The sequence below is a fragment of the Cellulomonas sp. EB106-03-03-XG116 genome (assembly GCF_058792015.1).
This window is the reverse complement of record NZ_JBYTEP010000005.1, coordinates 36,559-52,997: the sequence shown is the minus strand read 5'-3', so window position 1 is coordinate 52,997 and position 16,439 is coordinate 36,559. Positions and strand designations below refer to the sequence as shown.

At 75.7% G+C, this 16,439-nt stretch carries 11 protein-coding genes and 1 tRNA gene; 1 reads left to right on the top strand and 11 read right to left on the bottom strand.

What is annotated here, in order from left to right:
• Positions 1 to 4: 4 nt before the first annotated feature.
• The 6 genes from AC3WUG_RS03695 to AC3WUG_RS03670 all read right to left on the bottom strand — a co-directional run bounded on the left by AC3WUG_RS03695 (position 5) and on the right by AC3WUG_RS03670 (position 9,772).
• Positions 5 to 1,642: a GTPase family protein gene (locus AC3WUG_RS03695; RefSeq protein ID WP_492326412.1), complete on the bottom strand. Its 1,638-nt coding sequence runs from the start codon at positions 1,640 to 1,642 to the stop codon at positions 5 to 7.
• A complete protein-coding gene (locus AC3WUG_RS03690) occupies positions 1,639 to 3,708 on the bottom strand; it encodes a dynamin family protein (protein WP_492326411.1) in 2,070 nt (689 codons plus the stop codon). Before AC3WUG_RS03690 ends, AC3WUG_RS03695 begins: the two co-directional genes overlap by 4 nt.
• Before the next feature lie 248 nt (positions 3,709 to 3,956).
• Positions 3,957 to 5,639 (bottom strand): energy-dependent translational throttle protein EttA, encoded by a 1,683-nt coding sequence (ettA, locus tag AC3WUG_RS03685; RefSeq protein ID WP_147796161.1) that lies wholly within the window; start codon positions 5,637 to 5,639, stop codon positions 3,957 to 3,959.
• A 151-nt stretch (positions 5,640 to 5,790) separates the two neighbouring features.
• Positions 5,791 to 6,357 (bottom strand): single-stranded DNA-binding protein, encoded by a 567-nt coding sequence (locus AC3WUG_RS03680; RefSeq protein ID WP_492326410.1) that lies wholly within the window; start codon positions 6,355 to 6,357, stop codon positions 5,791 to 5,793.
• 242 nt (positions 6,358 to 6,599) lie between these two features.
• Complete coding sequence (locus tag AC3WUG_RS03675; protein ID WP_492326409.1) at positions 6,600 to 8,084, bottom strand: GTPase; 1,485 nt, start codon at positions 8,082 to 8,084, stop codon at positions 6,600 to 6,602.
• Positions 8,081 to 9,772: a dynamin family protein gene (locus AC3WUG_RS03670; RefSeq protein ID WP_492326408.1), complete on the bottom strand. Its 1,692-nt coding sequence runs from the start codon at positions 9,770 to 9,772 to the stop codon at positions 8,081 to 8,083. The genes AC3WUG_RS03675 and AC3WUG_RS03670 overlap by 4 nt, the downstream gene beginning before the upstream one ends.
• Positions 9,773 to 9,934: 162 nt before the next feature.
• Here AC3WUG_RS03670 and AC3WUG_RS03665 point away from each other — a divergent pair.
• Positions 9,935 to 10,007, top strand: a tRNA-Arg gene (locus AC3WUG_RS03665).
• Between the two features lie 412 nt (positions 10,008 to 10,419).
• Here the strand turns inward: AC3WUG_RS03665 and AC3WUG_RS03660 are convergent.
• From AC3WUG_RS03660 to AC3WUG_RS03640, 5 genes are read right to left on the bottom strand one after another with little or no spacing between them, the layout of a single operon-like run.
• Positions 10,420 to 12,762 carry an exo-beta-d-1,3/1,6-glucosidase gene (locus AC3WUG_RS03660; RefSeq protein WP_492326407.1) on the bottom strand — a complete coding sequence of 781 codons (2,343 nt, stop codon included), beginning with the start codon at positions 12,760 to 12,762 and terminating at the stop codon, positions 10,420 to 10,422.
• Positions 12,759 to 13,736 carry an ABC transporter permease gene (locus tag AC3WUG_RS03655; protein ID WP_492326406.1) on the bottom strand — a complete coding sequence of 326 codons (978 nt, stop codon included), beginning with the start codon at positions 13,734 to 13,736 and terminating at the stop codon, positions 12,759 to 12,761. The genes AC3WUG_RS03660 and AC3WUG_RS03655 overlap by 4 nt, the downstream gene beginning before the upstream one ends.
• Positions 13,737 to 13,739: 3 nt before the next feature.
• Positions 13,740 to 14,807, bottom strand: a complete 1,068-nt coding sequence (locus AC3WUG_RS03650) for an ABC transporter permease (RefSeq protein ID WP_492326405.1) — start codon at positions 14,805 to 14,807, stop codon at positions 13,740 to 13,742.
• Complete coding sequence (locus AC3WUG_RS03645; RefSeq protein ID WP_492326404.1) at positions 14,804 to 15,601, bottom strand: ABC transporter ATP-binding protein; 798 nt, start codon at positions 15,599 to 15,601, stop codon at positions 14,804 to 14,806. Before AC3WUG_RS03645 ends, AC3WUG_RS03650 begins: the two co-directional genes overlap by 4 nt.
• Positions 15,598 to 16,419: an ABC transporter ATP-binding protein gene (locus tag AC3WUG_RS03640; RefSeq protein ID WP_492326403.1), complete on the bottom strand. Its 822-nt coding sequence runs from the start codon at positions 16,417 to 16,419 to the stop codon at positions 15,598 to 15,600. The genes AC3WUG_RS03645 and AC3WUG_RS03640 overlap by 4 nt, the downstream gene beginning before the upstream one ends.
• Between the last annotated feature and the right edge of the window lie 20 nt (positions 16,420 to 16,439).

Sequence of the window (16,439 nt, the reverse complement as noted above, 5' to 3'; positions counted from 1 at the left end):
CCGGTCACCGCCCCCGGTCGCCCGCCGCGCGGAGCGCCTGCTCCCGGCACGCCGCCAGGTCGCCCAGCACCGCGGCGGCCGGGTCGGCGACCCGCTCCCGCGCGACCCGCGTCACCGCCGCGAGCAGCCGCGCCCGCGCCGCGCGCGCCCGACCACGGGCCCGCAGGCGCGCGAGCCCGGACGCCAGGAGCGCCAGCAGCGCACCCGCGAGCAGCCCTCCGACGAGCAGGACGGTCGGCGCCGGGAACGGGCCCCACTCCGGCGTCCGCGGCACCGGCAGCTGCAGGTACGCCAGCCCGGCGAGCGCCGCGAGCCACAACGCCCCCGCGACGGCCGCCGCGAGCAGCAGCCACTGCAGCCACCCGGCGACCCGCACCCACGCCCCCGGGCGGTCGGGCAGGAGCGGCGTGCCGCCGACGGCCCGGTCGAGGTCGTCGGCCAGGTCGGCCACGCCCACCGCGTCCCGGACGGCGAGCGCCCAGGCGTCCGGGACGTCCGCGGTGGCGGCGTCGACGTACCGCCGCACGGCCGACGACGCGGCGGCGCGGGCGGCGGGGCCAGCGGGCGGGAGCGAGGTCCGCTCGACGGCTCCCGGCTCGGCGTCGTCGGCCGACGCGCCCCGACCTCGGCGGCCCGCGCCCGCGCCCGTCGCCAGGTGCAGCCGCCGCAGCGGGTCCGGTCGGAGCCGGGCGAGCCAGCGCACCGGCGGCCAGCCGGCCCGCGCGCCCGCCCGGCGCACCGCCGCGCGCCGCACGGCCTCGACCACCACCGGCACGCCCGCCGCCTCGGCGAGCGCGTCCGCGAGCGCCGGCAGGCCGCCGTCGTCCCGGCCCCGCCGCCGACCCGGTGCCGAACCGCACCCGTCGAGCACCCGGCGTGCGGCCACCTCGACGTCGGCCGTCATCCGCGCGACGGCGACCCGGCGGCGCTCGGCGGCGTCGTCGAGCAGGTCGCGCAGCGCGGGCACCCCCTCCCCGGTGCGCGCCGACACGGCCAGGGTCCGCACCCCGGGCAGCCCGTCGGCGGCCGCCAGCCGGCGCAGGTCGCCGAGCACGGCGTCGACCTCGGCGGGCGCGAGCCGGTCGGCCTGGTTGAGCACGAGCACGACCACCTCGGCGTGCCGGGCGAGCGGCCGCAGGTAGCGCTCGTGCAGGGCCGCGTCGGCGTACTTCTGCGGGTCGACGACCCAGACCAGCAGGTCCACCCGCTCGATCAGGTGCTCGGCCCGCAGCCGGTGCGCCTCGACGACCGAGTCGTGGTCCGGCAGGTCGAGCAGCACCAGCCGCGATCCCGCCGCGCCCGGCCCCGCCGGCAGCCCGTGCCGCCGCCGCACCCCGAGCCAGTCGAGCAGCGGCTCCGCGCCGGGCCCGCGCACCGCGGCCAGCGCCTCGCCGGTGGTGGGCCGCTGCACCCCCGGACGCGCGATCTCCTCGCCGACGAGGGCGTTCACCAGCGACGACTTGCCCGACCCGGTGGCGCCGGCGAGCGCGACGACGGTGTGCTCGGCGGAAAGCGCCGCCCGCTCGCCGACCCGCGCCAGCACGGCGCGGCCGTCCGCGACGGCGTCCGCGGGCAGCCGACCCTCCCCCACGTCGAGCGCCGCGGCGAGGGCGGCGACGCGGTCGTGCAGCGGGAGGCTCATCCGCGGTCCTCCCGGCCGAGCAGCCGCCGCCAGAACCCGCCGCCGCGGGGGTGCTCGCCGGCGCCGTCGGCGGCGTGCGTGCCGTCGGCGTGCGCGGCCCCCGGTCCGGCGCCTGCCCGATCACCGGCTCCGGCCGACACGGTCGCCGCGGACCACGTCCCGCCGCCCGCGCCCGGCGTCCGGCCCGGCCCGGCGCCGCCGGACACCGCGCGCCACCGGTCCGCGCCGCGCAGGCTCGTCGTCGTGCCGGCCGGGGCGGGGACGTCGGCGGCGGTCGCCTGGAGGGCACCCGCGCGCCCCGCCCGTTCGGCCCGCGCCGCGTCCGCCACCGCCGTGGCCGCGCCACGCAGCGCCTCCCCACCCGTGAGGACGAGCGCGTCGAGCTGCGCCGTGTACCGGGCCGCCTCCCCGGCGAGCAGCGCGCGCACCCGCGCGTCCAGCCGCTCCCGAGCCTCTGCGGTCAGCCGGCGCACGGCGTCGTCGCCGAACACCGCCTCCAGCAGCTTCTGCGCCACCACGGCCGTGCCGCCCGCGATGCCGACCTCGACCCCGGTGAGCCCGCCGGTCGAGGCGAACGCCAGCACCATGAGGCTGACGCCGAGCGCATTCACCCCGAACGACAGCGCCCGGGCCGTGCCGCGCCGCTGCGCGCCCTGCTCGCCGACCAGCGCCAGCACGTCCGCCTGCCACGCACGGATCTCCCGGTCCACGTCGGCCCGCAGCGTCGCGGACGACCGGGACAGCCCGAGGTCCGGCAGCAGCCCGGCGCCGGACGGGTCGCCGCGCCACGCGGCGTGCGTGCGCTCGGCCGCCGCGTCGGCGGCGTCCAGGACGACGGCGGCGAGGCCGTGCGCGATCGCCTGCTCGACGGGCGCCGGTGCGGCGGGCCGGCCGCGCAGGAACCCGACGACCGCGTCCCGCACCCGGCCGACCCCGCGCTCGACCGAGCGCAGCAGGTCCCCCGTTCCGACGAGCTCCTGCCAGCGGGCCAGCACCTCGCCGCGGAGCATCGCGCCGTCCGACGTCGCCGCCCCGACCTGGGTCGCCGCCTCGGCGTAGGCGCGCGCGACCGCGTCCCGCAGCCGGGCCGCCGCGACCACCTGCTCGTCGGCCGCCCGGGCGAGCGCCAGCCCGCGACCGGCGAGGTCGTCGACCACCCCGTCCCGGGTCGCGACCGCGACCGCGCGCCGGGCGGCCGCGTCGCCGCCGAGGTCCGACAGCCAGGCCGCGACCGGGCCGACCACGTCCTCCGGCAGCAGGCCGTCCGGGCCGACGCCCTCCGCCACGGCGAACAGCGGGGCGGCGGCCAGGCCGTTCGCGTCCAGCATGCGACGCAGGTCCTCGACCGCCGCCTCGGACCCGGGGTCGACCCGGTCGACGACGAGCGCGACCTGGGCGTGCCGCTCTGCGGCGGTGTGCAGCAGGTCCCACGGCACCGCGTCCGCGTACCGGGCGGCGGTCGTGACGAACAGCCACAGGTCCGCCGCGGCGAGCAGCTGGGCCGCGAGCCGGCGGTTCGCCTCCTCGACGGAGTCGACGTCCGGCGCGTCCAGCAGCGCGAGGCCGCGGGGCAGCGCGGGGCTGGGGACGAGCCGGACCGCCGCGGCCCCGGGCTCCGCGGCCCCGACGTCGGCGGCCGCGCCCCCGTCCGGCCCGCGGTCCCCCGCCAGGCGGGCGAGCCCCGGAAGCACCCGGTCGCCGGCGAACCAGCCCGCGTCCAGCGGGTGGTGCACCAGCACCGGGGAGCGGGTGGTCGGCCGCAGCACGCCGGGGTCGCTGACCCGCTCGCCGAGCAGCGAGTTCACCAGCGTCGACTTCCCGGCCCCCGTGGAGCCGCCGACCACGACCAGCAGCGGCGCCCCGGCGGAGCGGAGTCGCGGCAGCAGGTAGTCGTCGAGCTGGTCGAGCGCGGCCCGGCGGCCGCCGCGGGCCTGCGCGGCGCCCGGGGCGTCGAGCGGCAGCGCGAGGTCGCGCAGCCGGGCGCGGAGCCTGTCCAGGGCGTCCGCGAGCGCGGCGTCCGCGCCGGTCACCGCGCCGGCGGCGGGCGGGGGCGTGTCGTCGGCCATGACGCCCATCCTGCCGTCCGCGGCCCCTCCCCGCCCTCCCGCCCGGTACCCACCCACGGGTCGGGCCCGCAGGTCGGGCGCGAGAGCCGGACCAGCGGGTCGGGCTTGCGGGTCAGGCCCGCGGGTCGGGCGTGCGGGTCGGGCCGGAGAGTCGGACGAGCGGGTCGGACCAGCAGGTCAGGCCGGGACGCGCAGCGGCCGCCGCCCCCGGGAGGGGACGACGGCCGTCGCGGGTGGTGCGGGGACGCTCAGTCGCGCGTGAGCTTGCGGTACGTCACGCGGTGCGGGCGGGCGGCGTCGGCGCCGAGCCGCGCCACCTTGTTCTCCTCGTAAGAGGCGAAGTTGCCCTCGAACCAGTACCAGCTCGCCGGGTTCTCCTCGGTGCCCTCGTACGCCAGGATGTGCGTCGCCACCCGGTCGAGGAACCACCGGTCGTGGGACACCACGACGGCGCAGCCGGGGAACTCCAGCAGGGCGTTCTCCAGCGAGCCGAGGGTCTCGACGTCGAGGTCGTTGGTGGGCTCGTCGAGCAGCAGCAGGTTGCCGCCCTGCTTCAGGGTGAGCGCGAGGTTCAGCCGGTTGCGCTCACCACCGGACAGCACGCCCGCGGGCTTCTGCTGGTCCGGGCCCTTGAAGCCGAACGAGGCGACGTAGGCGCGGGACGGCATCTCGACGTTGCCGACCTTGATGAAGTCGAGCCCGTCGGACACGACCTCGAACAGCGTCTTCTTGGGGTCGATGCCGCCGCGAGACTGGTCGACGTAGGACACCGACACCGTCTCGCCGACCTTGAGCGAGCCGCCGTCGAGCGGCTCCAGGCCCACGATCGTCTTGAACAGCGTGGTCTTGCCGACGCCGTTCGGGCCGATGACGCCGACGATGCCGTTGCGCGGCAGCGTGAAGCTCAGGCCGTCGATGAGGACGCGGTCGCCGAAGCCCTTCTCGAGCTTCTCGGCCTCCAGCACGACGCTGCCCAGGCGCGGGCCCGGCGGGATCTGGATCTCCTCGAAGTCGAGCTTGCGGGTCCGGTCGGCCTCCGCCGCCATCTCCTCGTAGCGGGCGAGGCGGGCCTTCGACTTGGCCTGGCGGCCCTTGGCCGAGGAGCGCACCCACTCGAGCTCGTCCTTGAGGCGCTTGGCGAGCTTGGCGTCCTTCTTGCCCTGCACCTCCATGCGGGCGGCCTTCTTCTCCAGGTAGGTGGAGTAGTTGCCCTCGTAGGGGTACAGCCGGCCGCGGTCGACCTCGCAGATCCACTCCGCGACGTGGTCCAGGAAGTACCGGTCGTGGGTGACCGCCAGGACGGCGCCGGGGTACGTGGCGAGGTGCTGCTCGAGCCAGAGCACGCTCTCGGCGTCGAGGTGGTTGGTGGGCTCGTCGAGCAGCAGCAGGTCGGGCTTCTCGAGCAGGAGCTTGCAGAGCGCGACGCGGCGGCGCTCACCACCGGAGAGCACCGTCACGTCGGCGTCCGGCGGCGGGCAGCGCAGGGCGTCCATCGCCTGCTCGAGCTGGGCGTCGAGGTCCCACGCGTCGGCGGCGTCGATGGCCTCCTGCAGCTGGCCCATCTCGGCGAGCAGCGCGTCGAAGTCCGCGTCGGGCTCGGCCATGAGGGCGGAGATCTCGTTGAACCGGTCGATCTTGCCCTTGATCTCGGCGACACCCTCCTGGACGTTGCCGAGGACGGTCTTCTCCTCGTTCAGCGGCGGCTCCTGCTGCAGGATGCCGACCGTGAAGCCGGGGCTGAGGCGCGCCTCGCCGTTGGAGGGCTGGTCCAGCCCGGCCATGATCTTGAGGATGGTCGACTTGCCCGCGCCGTTCGGCCCGACGACGCCGATCTTGGCGCCGGGCAGGAAGTTCAGCGAGACGTCGTCGAGGATGACCTTGTCGCCGTGCGCCTTCCGCGCCTTGTACATGCTGTAGATGAACTCAGCCACTGGCTTCTCGTCCGCCTCGGGGTCGTCGGTTCCGGTGTCGCGCGCGCCGGGCGACCTCGCGGTTGCCGGGCGACGGCGCGATCCCCCAGCCTAGGCGATCCCGGCCCGTCGGACCGCGCCGCCGCCGCGAGCAGCCGCCCGGCGGCGCGCCTCAGGCCGTGAGCCGCTCGGCCCGGGCGAGCCCGTCGCCCAGCGGGTCGTCGTCCGGCAGCTCCACCGCCCGGCTCAGGTCGACCGGGACGGGCTCGCCGGCCTCCGCGCCCGATCCACCGGCCACGTCGTCCCGGTCCTCGGCCGCGTCGCCCGGCCCGCCGTCCTCGCCGCCGGCACCCGGACCGCGCATCGCGTGCACCGTCCGCGTGAACCGCGTCGTGCCACGGGACAGGTCGTGCCCCACGGCGTCCGCCGTCAGCTCGGCGGTGGTGCGCGGCCGACCGTCGGGGGCGACCCAGTCGACGAGCCGGAGCCGGCCGTGCACCACCACCGGCTCGCCGCGGCGCACCGCGTCCGCGACGTTGAGCGCGAGGTGCCGGAACGTCTTGACCGTGAACCAGCTGGTGTCGGCGTCGACGTACCCGTCCTGGTCGCGGTCGTACACGCGCGGGGTGCTGGCCAGCCGGAACTTGGTGAACGGCACCTGCCCGTCGTCCCCGAGGTAGCGGACCGGGTCGCTGCCGACCCAGCCGACCACCGTGACCGTGAGCTCGTTGACCGCCATGCGTCCTCCTGGTGCCCGGGGCCGGCGCCCGTGCGGGCCGGCCGTGGGGACGACGCTGCCGGGTCCCGCGCCGGCCGGGTGCGGCACCCGCGCCGACGCTGGGGACGACCCGCGGCACCGAGGCCTGTGGACGGGTCGGCGCCCCCTGATCACGCGGCCGCACCGCCGGGGTAGGCGGGCAGCGCCGTGACCGGCGTGCGGGCGGTCGCCGCGCGGGTCTCAGGCCTTCCGCGCGACCGGCCTCAGGCCTCGCGCGCCCCTGCGGCCAGCTCCCGGACCCGGCGGTGCTCCGCGAGCACGGCCGTCGTCGGCTCCGCCAGGCACCGCCGCGCGACGCCCTCCAGCGCCTCGCGCCCGTCCCGCCGCACCCGCTCGGCCCGCCGGGTCGCCGCCGCGCGCCGCGCCCGCACCGCCAGCCACGCGCACAGCGCGGCCAGCACCGCGAGCCCGGCAGCGAGCGGCCAGCCCAGCCGCAGCAGGTCCTCCGGGCCGGTGCCCGACCCCCACGTGCGCCACGCGCCTGCGCCGGCCGCCGCGACCGCACTGACGCCGAGCACCACCGCCAGCACCAGCAGGGTCACCGCGAGCCGCGACCGCCGGGTCACGACCGCCACCCGGGACAGCGCCTCGTCCGCCGCCGACCGGATCTCGTCGGTCGGGGCCAGCGCGCCGCGCACCGCCTCGACCCAGCGCCGCGGCAGCCGGGCCGTGACCGCGTCGGTCCACTGGCTGCGCGCGAGAGCGACGGCGCCCTCCTGCACGGAGACGAGCTCGGGGACCGTCGTCGCGCTCCCGCGGACCACCGCGGCCACCGCGTCGGCGAGCGCCGGCAGCCCCGCCGCGTGCGCCAGGGTCACCGCCACCGGGGTCACGTCGAGCGCGTCCGCCGGCGGCTCGGCGTCGCCGACCTCCCCCTGCACGAGCCGCGCCGCGTCGGTGATCTCCGCGGACGCGCGCCGCGCCGCGAGGCTCTGCCGCCCGACGACCTCGGCCAGCGTGTCCCGCATCTCCGCGACGCCCTCGCCGGTGCGCGCGGACGTGGCCCGCACCTCGACGCCGGTGAGCCCGTCCGCGGCCAGCAGCCGGCCGACGTCGGCCACCAGGGCCTCCCGCTGCTCGGCCGGCACCGTGTCGACCTGGTTCAGCACCACGAGCATCGCGCCCTCGTGCCCGACCAGCCCGCGCAGGTAGCCGGAGTGCAGCGAGTCGTCGGCGTACTTCTGCGGGTCGACGACCCAGATCAGCAGGTCGGCCATCGGCAGCAGCCGGTCGACGGCCTCGCGGTGCGCGTCCTCGATCGAGTCGTGGTCCGGCAGGTCGAGCAGCACGAGCCCGCGGAGCGGGGCCTCGGTGTCCCCGTCGAGGGCGCTCTCCCGCTCGATCCGGCGGTCGTCGGCGACGTCCAGCCAGTCGAGCAGCTTCTCGCCGCCCCCGCCCCACACGCACGCGGTCGGCTGCGAGGTGGTGGGCCGCTTCACGCCGACCTCGGCGAACTCGAGGCCGCAGATCTCGTTGAACAGGCTCGACTTCCCGGAGCCGGTGCCGCCGAGCAGCGCGACGACGGTGTGGTCGACGCCGAGCGCCAGCCGGGTCCGCACCTGGTCGCCGATCCCCCGGACCCGGGTCGCGACGGCCGGGTCGACGCGGTCGCCGGCCACCGCGAGCGCCTCGTCCAGCCGGGTGAGCCGCTTGGTGAGCGCCGCGGTGTCGCTGCGCGGGTCGGTCATGTCAGCCCCTTGATCACGGCCAGCCGCAGCCGCAGCGTCGACGCGGCGTCCGGTGCGAGCGCCGGACGGTCGAGCACGGCGAGGGCCGCGTCCCGCTCGCGCTCGGCCTGGTCGGCGGCGTGCTGCGCGAGCCGGTCGCGGAGGGTGGCCGCCACGGCGGTGCCGCGGTCGCCGAGCAGGTCGACGAGCATCCGGTCGGCGGGCTCCAGCCCCGCGGCCGCGGCCAGCGCCAGCGCCGCCAGCCCCTCGTCCCCGAGCGCGCGCTGCGCGGCGGCGGCCCGCTTGGCGGCCTTGGCCGCGGCGCGCCTCGCGGTGCGGTCGTCGGTGGCGGGCGCGGGCGGGGTGTCGTCGGCGGTGAGCACCTCGACGGCGCCGCCGACCCAGTCCCGGGCGGCGCGCTCGACCTCGCGCGGCCGGTCCGCGGCGCGGTCCGTGGTCGACCAGTCGCCGGCGAGCGTCGTCGCCCCCGCGGGGCCCGACGCCAGCGCGTCGCGCAGCGCGGTCTCGGTGGCCGCGCCGACCGCCGACAGCGTGGAGCTCGCCGACGAGACCAGGTCCTGCACCAGCGGCAGCACCGCGGCCGCGCGGTCGCGGCCCGCCCGCCGGGACCGGTCCACCCGGCCGCCGCCCTTGAGCACGTCCGCGAGCGCCGCACCCGGAGCCGTGAGCTCGGTCCAGCGCGCCTGGACCGTGCCCTGCGCGACGGCGCCGCGGGTGATCGTCCGACGCGCGTCCTCGGCCGGCGCGCGCACCGCGTCGTCCAGCGCCGTGCGCACCGCAGCCGCGGCCTCGGCCTGGCGGTCGACCGCCTCGATCAGCTCGTCGACCCAGGGCCGCAGCGCGGTGAACGACCCGCGCAACGTCCGGGCCACCACCGTGCGCGCCCGGTCGGCCCCCGCGAGCATCGTCAGCCAGCGCGTGATCGGCGCGACCAGCGGCGGATCCATGAGCCCCTCGTGCGGGCCGAGGTCCGGGACCACGAACAGCGGGGACCCCTGCATGCCGTGCGAGCGCAGCCGGTCCAGCAGGTCGCCGCGCACCGTCGGCAGCGAGGCCGGGTCGACGCGGTTCAGCACCATCGCCACGGACGCGCCGCGCTCGGTCGCGCCGGTGAGCACCCGCCACGGCAGCGCGTCGCCGTACCGGGCGGCGGTCGTGACGAACAGCCACAGGTCGGCCGCCTCGAGCAGCCGGTGCGCCGAGCGCCGGTTGGCCTCCTCGACCGAGTCGACGTCCGGGGCGTCCATCAGCGCGATGCCGCGGGGCACCTGCTCCGACGCCACGACCTCGACCGCGTCCGTGACCGGGTGCTCGCGCACCAGCTCGGCGTCGTCCGGGTGGTGCACCAGGACCGGCCGCCGGGTGGTCGGCCGCAGCACGCCGGCGGTCGTCACCTCGGTCCCGACCAGCGAGTTCACCAGCGTGGACTTGCCCGCCCCGGTCGAGCCCGCGACCACGACGATCGCCGGCGCGGACAGCTGCCGCAGCCGCGGGACCAGGTGGTCCGCGAGCTGGTCGACCAGCCGGGTGCGGGACGCGCGCGCGGTGCCGACGCCGGGCACTTCCAGGGGGAACTCGGTCGCCCGGACGTCGCGCAGGAGGTCGGTCAGGGCGTCGAGCAGGGACGTCGCGGCGAGCGGCCGGTCGAGGACGTCCCGCGCCGCCGAGCTCTCCGCCTGCACGTTCACGCCGTCATCCTCTCGTGTGAACGGGGAGGCGGCCAAACGTCCGCGCCGTGTGACCTGCGGCGACTTCTGCGAGCGGCCCGTCTAGGGGCGCCGGACCGGGCCGCGGCGGGCGCGTACCCTGGGTCCGCCGGTCGCGCGCCCCGCCGCGCGGCGACCGGCGACGCCTCCATAGCTCAATGGATAGAGCAACGGCCTTCTAATCCGTCGGTTGCAGGTTCGAGTCCTGCTGGGGGCACCTGACCGCCCGCGTGCGGTCGCGCCGCTGCGGCATCCGCCGCGCGCGGAGCCCTCGCGGCTCCGTGGCAACGATTCTCAGCCGCGAGTACCGGTGCGACGCTCCGGGATGACTGCAGACGCTGCTCCCGCGTGATCGTTGGCGTTTCGTAGGCGTCCCACAGGAGGTTCACGATCAGCAGAAAGTCGGCCAGCAGGAAGAGGCCGAGCCCGATGGTGACGCTCGAATGGTCGGTTCGGCGGTCGAGGTTCCGGCGCGCTGGCCACCCCGCCGCCGGACGTCTCTGCCACGAGTGAGCATGAAACGTGTCGAGTGCCTATCCCGCAGATAGGCACTCGACACGTTTGCTACTCACTCGGCGCTGCTCACCCAGCACACGGTGGGCGGTCGCACCGCGCGGCCTACCGCGCCCTCAGCGCACCTCGAACGCCGCCCGCAGCAGGTCCGCGTCCCGCGAGGACCGCCCCACCAGCACGTCGAACCGCCCCGGCTCCACGACCCGCCGCCCCGCGGCGTCGACGATCGTGCAGTCCGCCACCGCCAGGTCCACGGTCACCTCGACCGACGCGCCGGGCGCGACGTCGGCCTGCGCGTACGCCTTGAGCTCCTTGTCCGCCCAGGACACCGAGGTCACCGCGTCCGAGACGTAGAGCTGCACGGTCTCCCGCGCCGGCCGCGTCCCGGTGTTGGTCAGCGTCACTGTCGCCCGCACGGTGTCCCCCACCGCCGCCACCGACCGGTCCAGCCGCAGGTCCGCGTACTCGACCGTGGTGTACGACAGCCCCTCGCCGAACACGTACGCCGGCTCCTGGGTGAGGTCGGCATAGCGGTCGCCGTGCTGGCCGCGGATCTGGTTGTAGTACGTCGGCTGCTGGCCTGCGTGCCGGGCGAACGAGATCGGCAGCCGCCCGGACGGCTCGGTGAGCCCGAGCAGCACCTCGGCGATCGCCTGCCCGCCCTGCATGCCCGGGTTCGCGACCCAGAGCACCGCGTCGGCCGACGAGACCGACGGGGGCAGCACCAGCGGCTTGGACGCCAGCAGCACGACGACCAGCGGCTTGCCGGTGGCGGCGAGCGCGTCGAGCAGGGCGACCTGGCCACCGACCAGCTCGAGCGTCGCCGTCGACCGGCCCTCGCCCACGAGCTGGATCTGGTCCCCCACCACGGCCACGACGTAGTCCGCGTCCTCGGCGGCGGCCACGGCGTCGGCGACGAGCGCCGCGTCGGGCGGGCACGGCACGCCGATCTTCGGGCGGGGCTGGCCGTCGGGGTAGAGCTCCCCCGCCGGGTCCGGCACCAGGTCGAGGATGTCGGCGCCCCGGCTGTGCGACACGGCCCAGCCGACCGGCGCCGCGGCGCGCAGGCCGTCGAGGATCGTCACGATCATGTCGCGCGGGTGGCCGTCGGGCAGCCAGTCGGCCTGACCGGAGTTGCCGGCCCAGTCGCCGAGGTGCGCCTCGTGGTCGTCCGCGAGCGGGCCCACGACCGCGACCCGGCGCGGGGTGTCGTCGCCGCCCGAGGCCCGCAGAGCGCCCGGCGCGGGCACCCCGCCGCCGTCGGCCGCCCGCGCGGCCGCCCCCGGCACGCCCGCGAAGCCGCCCGCGAGCGGCAGCACGCCGGAGTTCCGCAGCAGCACCACCGAGCGCCGCGCGACGTCCAGGTTGAGGTCCGCGTGCGCCGCCGCACCCACGACGGTCGCCTGCGCCGACGCGGACGGCCGGCGCGGGTCCTCGAACAGCCCCAGCCGGAACTTCAGCGTGAGGATGCGGCTCACGGCGGCGTCGAGCTCGGACTCGGCGAGCAGCCCGGACTCGATGGCCTCGAGCGCGCCGGCGAAGAAGCCCGGCGTCGTCATCACCATGTCGTTGCCCGCCTTGACCGCGGCCGCGGCGGCGTGCGCGTAGTCGGGCTGCACCTTCTGCTCCCAGACCATGCGGCCGACGTTGTCCCAGTCGGTGATGAGGGTGCCGGTGTAGCCCCACTCGCCGCGGAGCACGTCGTTCAGCAGCCAGTCGTTGACCGTGATCGGCACGCCGTCCATCGTCTGGTAGCCGAGCATGAAGGTGGCGCAGCCCTCCCGGGCCACCCGCTCGAAGGGCGGCAGGAACCAGGACCGCAGCTTGCGCCGGGAGATGTCCGCCTCGGACGCGTCGCGCCCGCCCTGGGTCTCGGAGTACCCCGCGAAGTGCTTGGCGGTCGCGAGGATCGCCGTGGGGTCGTCCAGGCCGGTGCCCTGGTAGCCGCGGACCATCGCGGAGGCGAGCTCGCCGATCAGGAACGGGTCCTCGCCGAACGTCTCGTCCACGCGGCCCCAGCGCAGGTCGCGGGCGATGCAGAGCACCGGGCTGAACGTCCAGTGCACGCCGGTGGTGGCGACCTCGCGGGCCGTGACCCGGGCGACCTGCTCGACGAGGTCGACGTCCCAGGACGCCGCCATGCCGAGCTGGGTCGGGAAGATCGTCGACCCCACGAAGAACGAGTGCCCGTGGATGCAGTCCTCGCCGACCAGCAGCGGGATGCGCAGCCGGGTCTCGGCCGTCAGGTCGTGGGCGTGCGCCAGCCGCTCGGGCGACGCGTGCAGGATCGACCCCACGTGCTTGTGCAGGATGTCGTCCGCGTAGTCACCTCGGGCGTCGAGCTGGAGCATCTGCCCGACCTTCTCCTCGACGGTCATCCGGGCGAGCAGGTCCCGCACGCGGTCGGCGACGGGGAGGCCGGCGTCGAGGTAGCGGGCGTCGAGGGACGTGGCGTTCATCTGGTGGTCGGTCCTTGCGTCGTGGTCGAGGTGACGGCGGTGACGCCGTCGGTGGCGTCGAGGCCCTTGCGCCGCATGGCGCGGGCCAGCTCTCCGGCGGAGCGCAGGCGTGGGTTGATGTACTCGTCGATGCCGAAGTTCAACAGTGCCAGGGCGACGCCGATCGCGGCGATGCAGAGCCCGGGCGGCAGGAACCACCACCACTGGTTCTGGGTGAACGCGCCCTGGGCCGAGGCCCAGTTCAGGATGGTGCCCCAGTTGTAGGCGTTGACCGGGATGACGCCGATGTAGGACAGCGTGGTCAGGCCGAGGATCGCCGCGGTGACCGAGCCGACGAACGACGAGGCGATCAGGGCGGTGAGGTTCGGCAGCATCTCGACCCCGATGATCCGGCGCAGCGGTTCGCCGTTGAGCTTCGCCGCCTGCACGAAGTCGCGGTTGCGCAGCGACATCGTCTGGGCCCGCAGCACGCGCGCGCCCCAGCCCCAGCCGAGGATCCCGAGGATCGCGGCGACCACCCACAGCGGCGGGTTGGTGAACCGCGAGGCGATGATGATGAGGATCGGGATGCCCGGGATGACGAGGAAGACGTTCGCCAGGGCCGACAGCGCCTCGGAGCGCCACCCGGGCAGGTAGCCGGCGAGGACCCCGATCACGAGGGCGATCGCCATCGAGATGAGCGAGGTCAGCGCCCCGACGACGACCACGCCGCGGGTGCCGTAGATCACCTGGCTGAGCACGTCCTCGCCGAGGTGGGTCGTGCCGAACCAGTGCGTGCCGCTCGGCGGCTGCAGCCGGGCGGTCGCGTCGATCTGCGTCGGGGAGAAGGGGGCGAGCTGGTCGGCGAAGACGGCGACGACCACGAACACCGCCAGGATGGCCAGGCCGGTGACCGACTTGGTGTTGCGGAACATCGCGAAGGACGCGCCGAGCCGGGCGCCGCGGCTCCGCGGGGTCAGGGGGGTGATCGACATCTCTCAGGCCTCCGACTGGCGGGTACGGGGATCGAGGACCGCGTAGGCGACGTCCGCCAGGATGTTGGCGACCAGGACGGCCAGCACGATCACCAGGAAGCCGCCCTGCATGAGCGCGTAGTCCTTGGCGTTCGTGGCGTCGAGCAGCATCTTGCCGACGCCGGGGTAGGAGAAGACCTGCTCGACGATGATCGCGCCGCCGACGATGAAGCCGATCGACAGGGCGAACGACTGGATCTGCGGCAGGACGGCGTTGCGCGCGGCGTAGCGCCACAGCACGCGCCGGTTCGGCATGCCCTTGGCCTGCGCGACGGTGACGTAGTCCTCGTCGAGGACCGTGAGCATCATGTTGCGCATCCCGAGCATCCAGCCGCCGAGCGAGGCGACGACGATCGTGGCCAGCGGCAGGGTCCCGTGCTCGACGACCTCCCCGAGGAACTCCAGGGACAGGCCGGGCGTGGTGCCGATGCCGTAGGCCTTGCCGATGGGGAACCAGCCGAGCGTGACGGCGAACACCGAGATCGCCATCAGCCCGATCCAGAAGTACGGGACGGTCGACAGGAAGGTCGTCACCGGGATGAGCGCGTCCAGGCGGGACCCGCGCCGCCAGCCGACGACCGCTCCCCCGACGGTGCCGATCACGAAGGAGACCACGGTCGCCAGCCCGATCAGGCCCACGGTCCACGGCAGCGCGTTGGCGATGACCTCGCCGACCGGCTGCAGGCCGTGGGTGATGGCGATGCCGAGGTCGCCGCGGGCGAGCATCCCCAGGTAGTCGACGTACTGCTGCCACAGCGTCCGGTCGGAGTCCAGGCCGAGCAGGGCGCGCAGCGCGTCGGCCGCCTCCGGGGACATCCCGCGGTTGCGGGCGAGGTAGTTGTCGACCGCGTCGCCCTTCATCAGGCGGGGCACGAAGAAGTTGATGGTGATCGCGGCCCACAGGGTGAACAGGTAGAACGCGACGCGCCGGCCGATGAACCGCCAGGGCACCCGCGCCCTGGTCCTGGCGGCCCGGGTCGCGGTCGTGCCGTCGGCGACCACGTCGGTCTCCGGGCTGCTGATGGTGGTCATCGCGCACCTCCCACGTGGTCGGCGAAGAAGGACTCCGGGTCGGGGGACGCCTCGCGGAGCTCCCGGGTGTACGGGTGCTGCGGGCGCAGGATGACGTCGTCGGCGGGGCCGTGCTCGACGACCCGCCCCTGGTTGAGCACGATGATCTCGTCCGAGAAGTACCGGGCCGTCGCGAGGTCGTGGGTGATGTAGAGCACCCCGAGCCCGTCCTCGGCCTGGATGTCGGACAGCAGGGACAGCACCCCCATCCGCAGGGACACGTCGAGCATCGAGACCGGCTCGTCCGCGACGAGCAGGGCCGGGCGCGGGGCCAGGGCCCGGGCGATGGCGACCCGCTGCCGCTGGCCGCCGGACAGCTCGTGCGGCCGGCGGTCGACGACCCCGGCGTCGAGCTGGACCCGGTCCAGGAGGCGGTGCACCTCGGCGTCGACCTGCGCGGGCGGCACGACACCGGAGAGCACGAGCGGGCGCTCCACGTGGTGCCGGATCGAGTGATACGGGTTCAGCGACGCGAACGGGTCCTGGAAGACCATGCGCAGCTGCTGCCGGTAGGCGCGCAGCGCGGCACCCCGGGTCGGGATCGGCTCGCCGTCGAGGAGCACCTGCCCGCTGGTGGGCCGCTCCATCTGGGTGAGGATCTTGGCGACGGTCGACTTGCCGGAGCCGGACTGGCCCACCATGCCGATGGTCTGCCCGCTGGAGAGCGTGAACGACACGTCGGACAGCGCGTCGATGGATCCCGCGCCGCGGACGCGGTAGGTCTTGGAGACGCCCTGGACGTCGATCGAGGTCATCGGTTCACCGCCCGCTCGGCCGTCAGCCGCGGGAACGACGACAGCAGGGTCCTCGTGTACTCGTGCTGCGGCCGGAACCAGATGTTGGCCGCGGTGTCGAGCTCGACGATCTGCCCGGCGCGCATGATCGCGATCCGGTCGGAGATCTCCAGCAGCAGCGGCAGGTCGTGGGTGATGAAGACGACCGAGAACCCGAACGCCTCGCGCAGGCTCGTGATCTCCCGCAGGATCTCCCGCTGCACCAGCACGTCCAGCGCCGTCGTCGGCTCGTCCATGACGACGAGCTGCGGGCGCAGGGCGAGCGCCATGGCGATCATGATGCGCTGGCGCATCCCGCCGGACAGCTCGTGCGGGTAGCTCTTGATGCGGGCCGCACCGACCTTGACGATCTCGAGCAGCTCGACGACCGCGGCGGTGCGCTCGGCCCGGGACATCGCGGGCCGGTGCACCTCGAAGACGTCGGCGAGCTGGGCGCCGACGGTCGCCACCGGGTTCAGGGCGCTCATCGCGCCCTGGAACACCATGGAGATCTTGTCCCACCGGAACGCCCGCAGCGCGGCGGCGTCCAGGGCGAGGAGGTCGGTGTCGGTGCCGTCGGCGTCGTGCCAGGTGACCGAGCCGCCGGGGATGACGGCCGGGGGCTTGAGCAGGCGCTGGACGCCGTAGGCCAGGGTGGTCTTCCCGCACCCGGACTCGCCGGCGAGCCCGAGGACCTCGCCGCGGTGGACGGTGAGGGACACGTCCCGGACCGCGTCCACGGGTGCGGCGGTCTCGTACCGGACCGAGAAGTCCCTGACCTGCAGGAGGGGGTCGCTCATCTGGGGGGTCTCCTTGCGTG

Excerpts from the sequence above, each read along its gene's own strand:
- AC3WUG_RS03675 (WP_492326409.1), bottom strand. The coding sequence starts at position 8,084 with ATGACCGACCCGCGCAGCGACACCGCGGCGCTCACCAAGCGGCTCACC.
- AC3WUG_RS03640 (WP_492326403.1), bottom strand. The coding sequence starts at position 16,419 with ATGAGCGACCCCCTCCTGCAGGTCAGGGACTTCTCGGTCCGGTACGAG.
- AC3WUG_RS03690 (WP_492326411.1), bottom strand. The coding sequence starts at position 3,708 with ATGGCCGACGACACGCCCCCGCCCGCCGCCGGCGCGGTGACCGGCGCG.
- AC3WUG_RS03695 (WP_492326412.1), bottom strand. The coding sequence starts at position 1,642 with ATGAGCCTCCCGCTGCACGACCGCGTCGCCGCCCTCGCCGCGGCGCTC.
- AC3WUG_RS03645 (WP_492326404.1), bottom strand. The coding sequence starts at position 15,601 with ATGACCTCGATCGACGTCCAGGGCGTCTCCAAGACCTACCGCGTCCGC.
- AC3WUG_RS03650 (WP_492326405.1), bottom strand. The coding sequence starts at position 14,807 with ATGACCACCATCAGCAGCCCGGAGACCGACGTGGTCGCCGACGGCACG.
- AC3WUG_RS03680 (WP_492326410.1), bottom strand. The coding sequence starts at position 6,357 with ATGGCGGTCAACGAGCTCACGGTCACGGTGGTCGGCTGGGTCGGCAGC.
- AC3WUG_RS03655 (WP_492326406.1), bottom strand. The coding sequence starts at position 13,736 with ATGTCGATCACCCCCCTGACCCCGCGGAGCCGCGGCGCCCGGCTCGGC.
- AC3WUG_RS03660 (WP_492326407.1), bottom strand. The coding sequence starts at position 12,762 with ATGAACGCCACGTCCCTCGACGCCCGCTACCTCGACGCCGGCCTCCCC.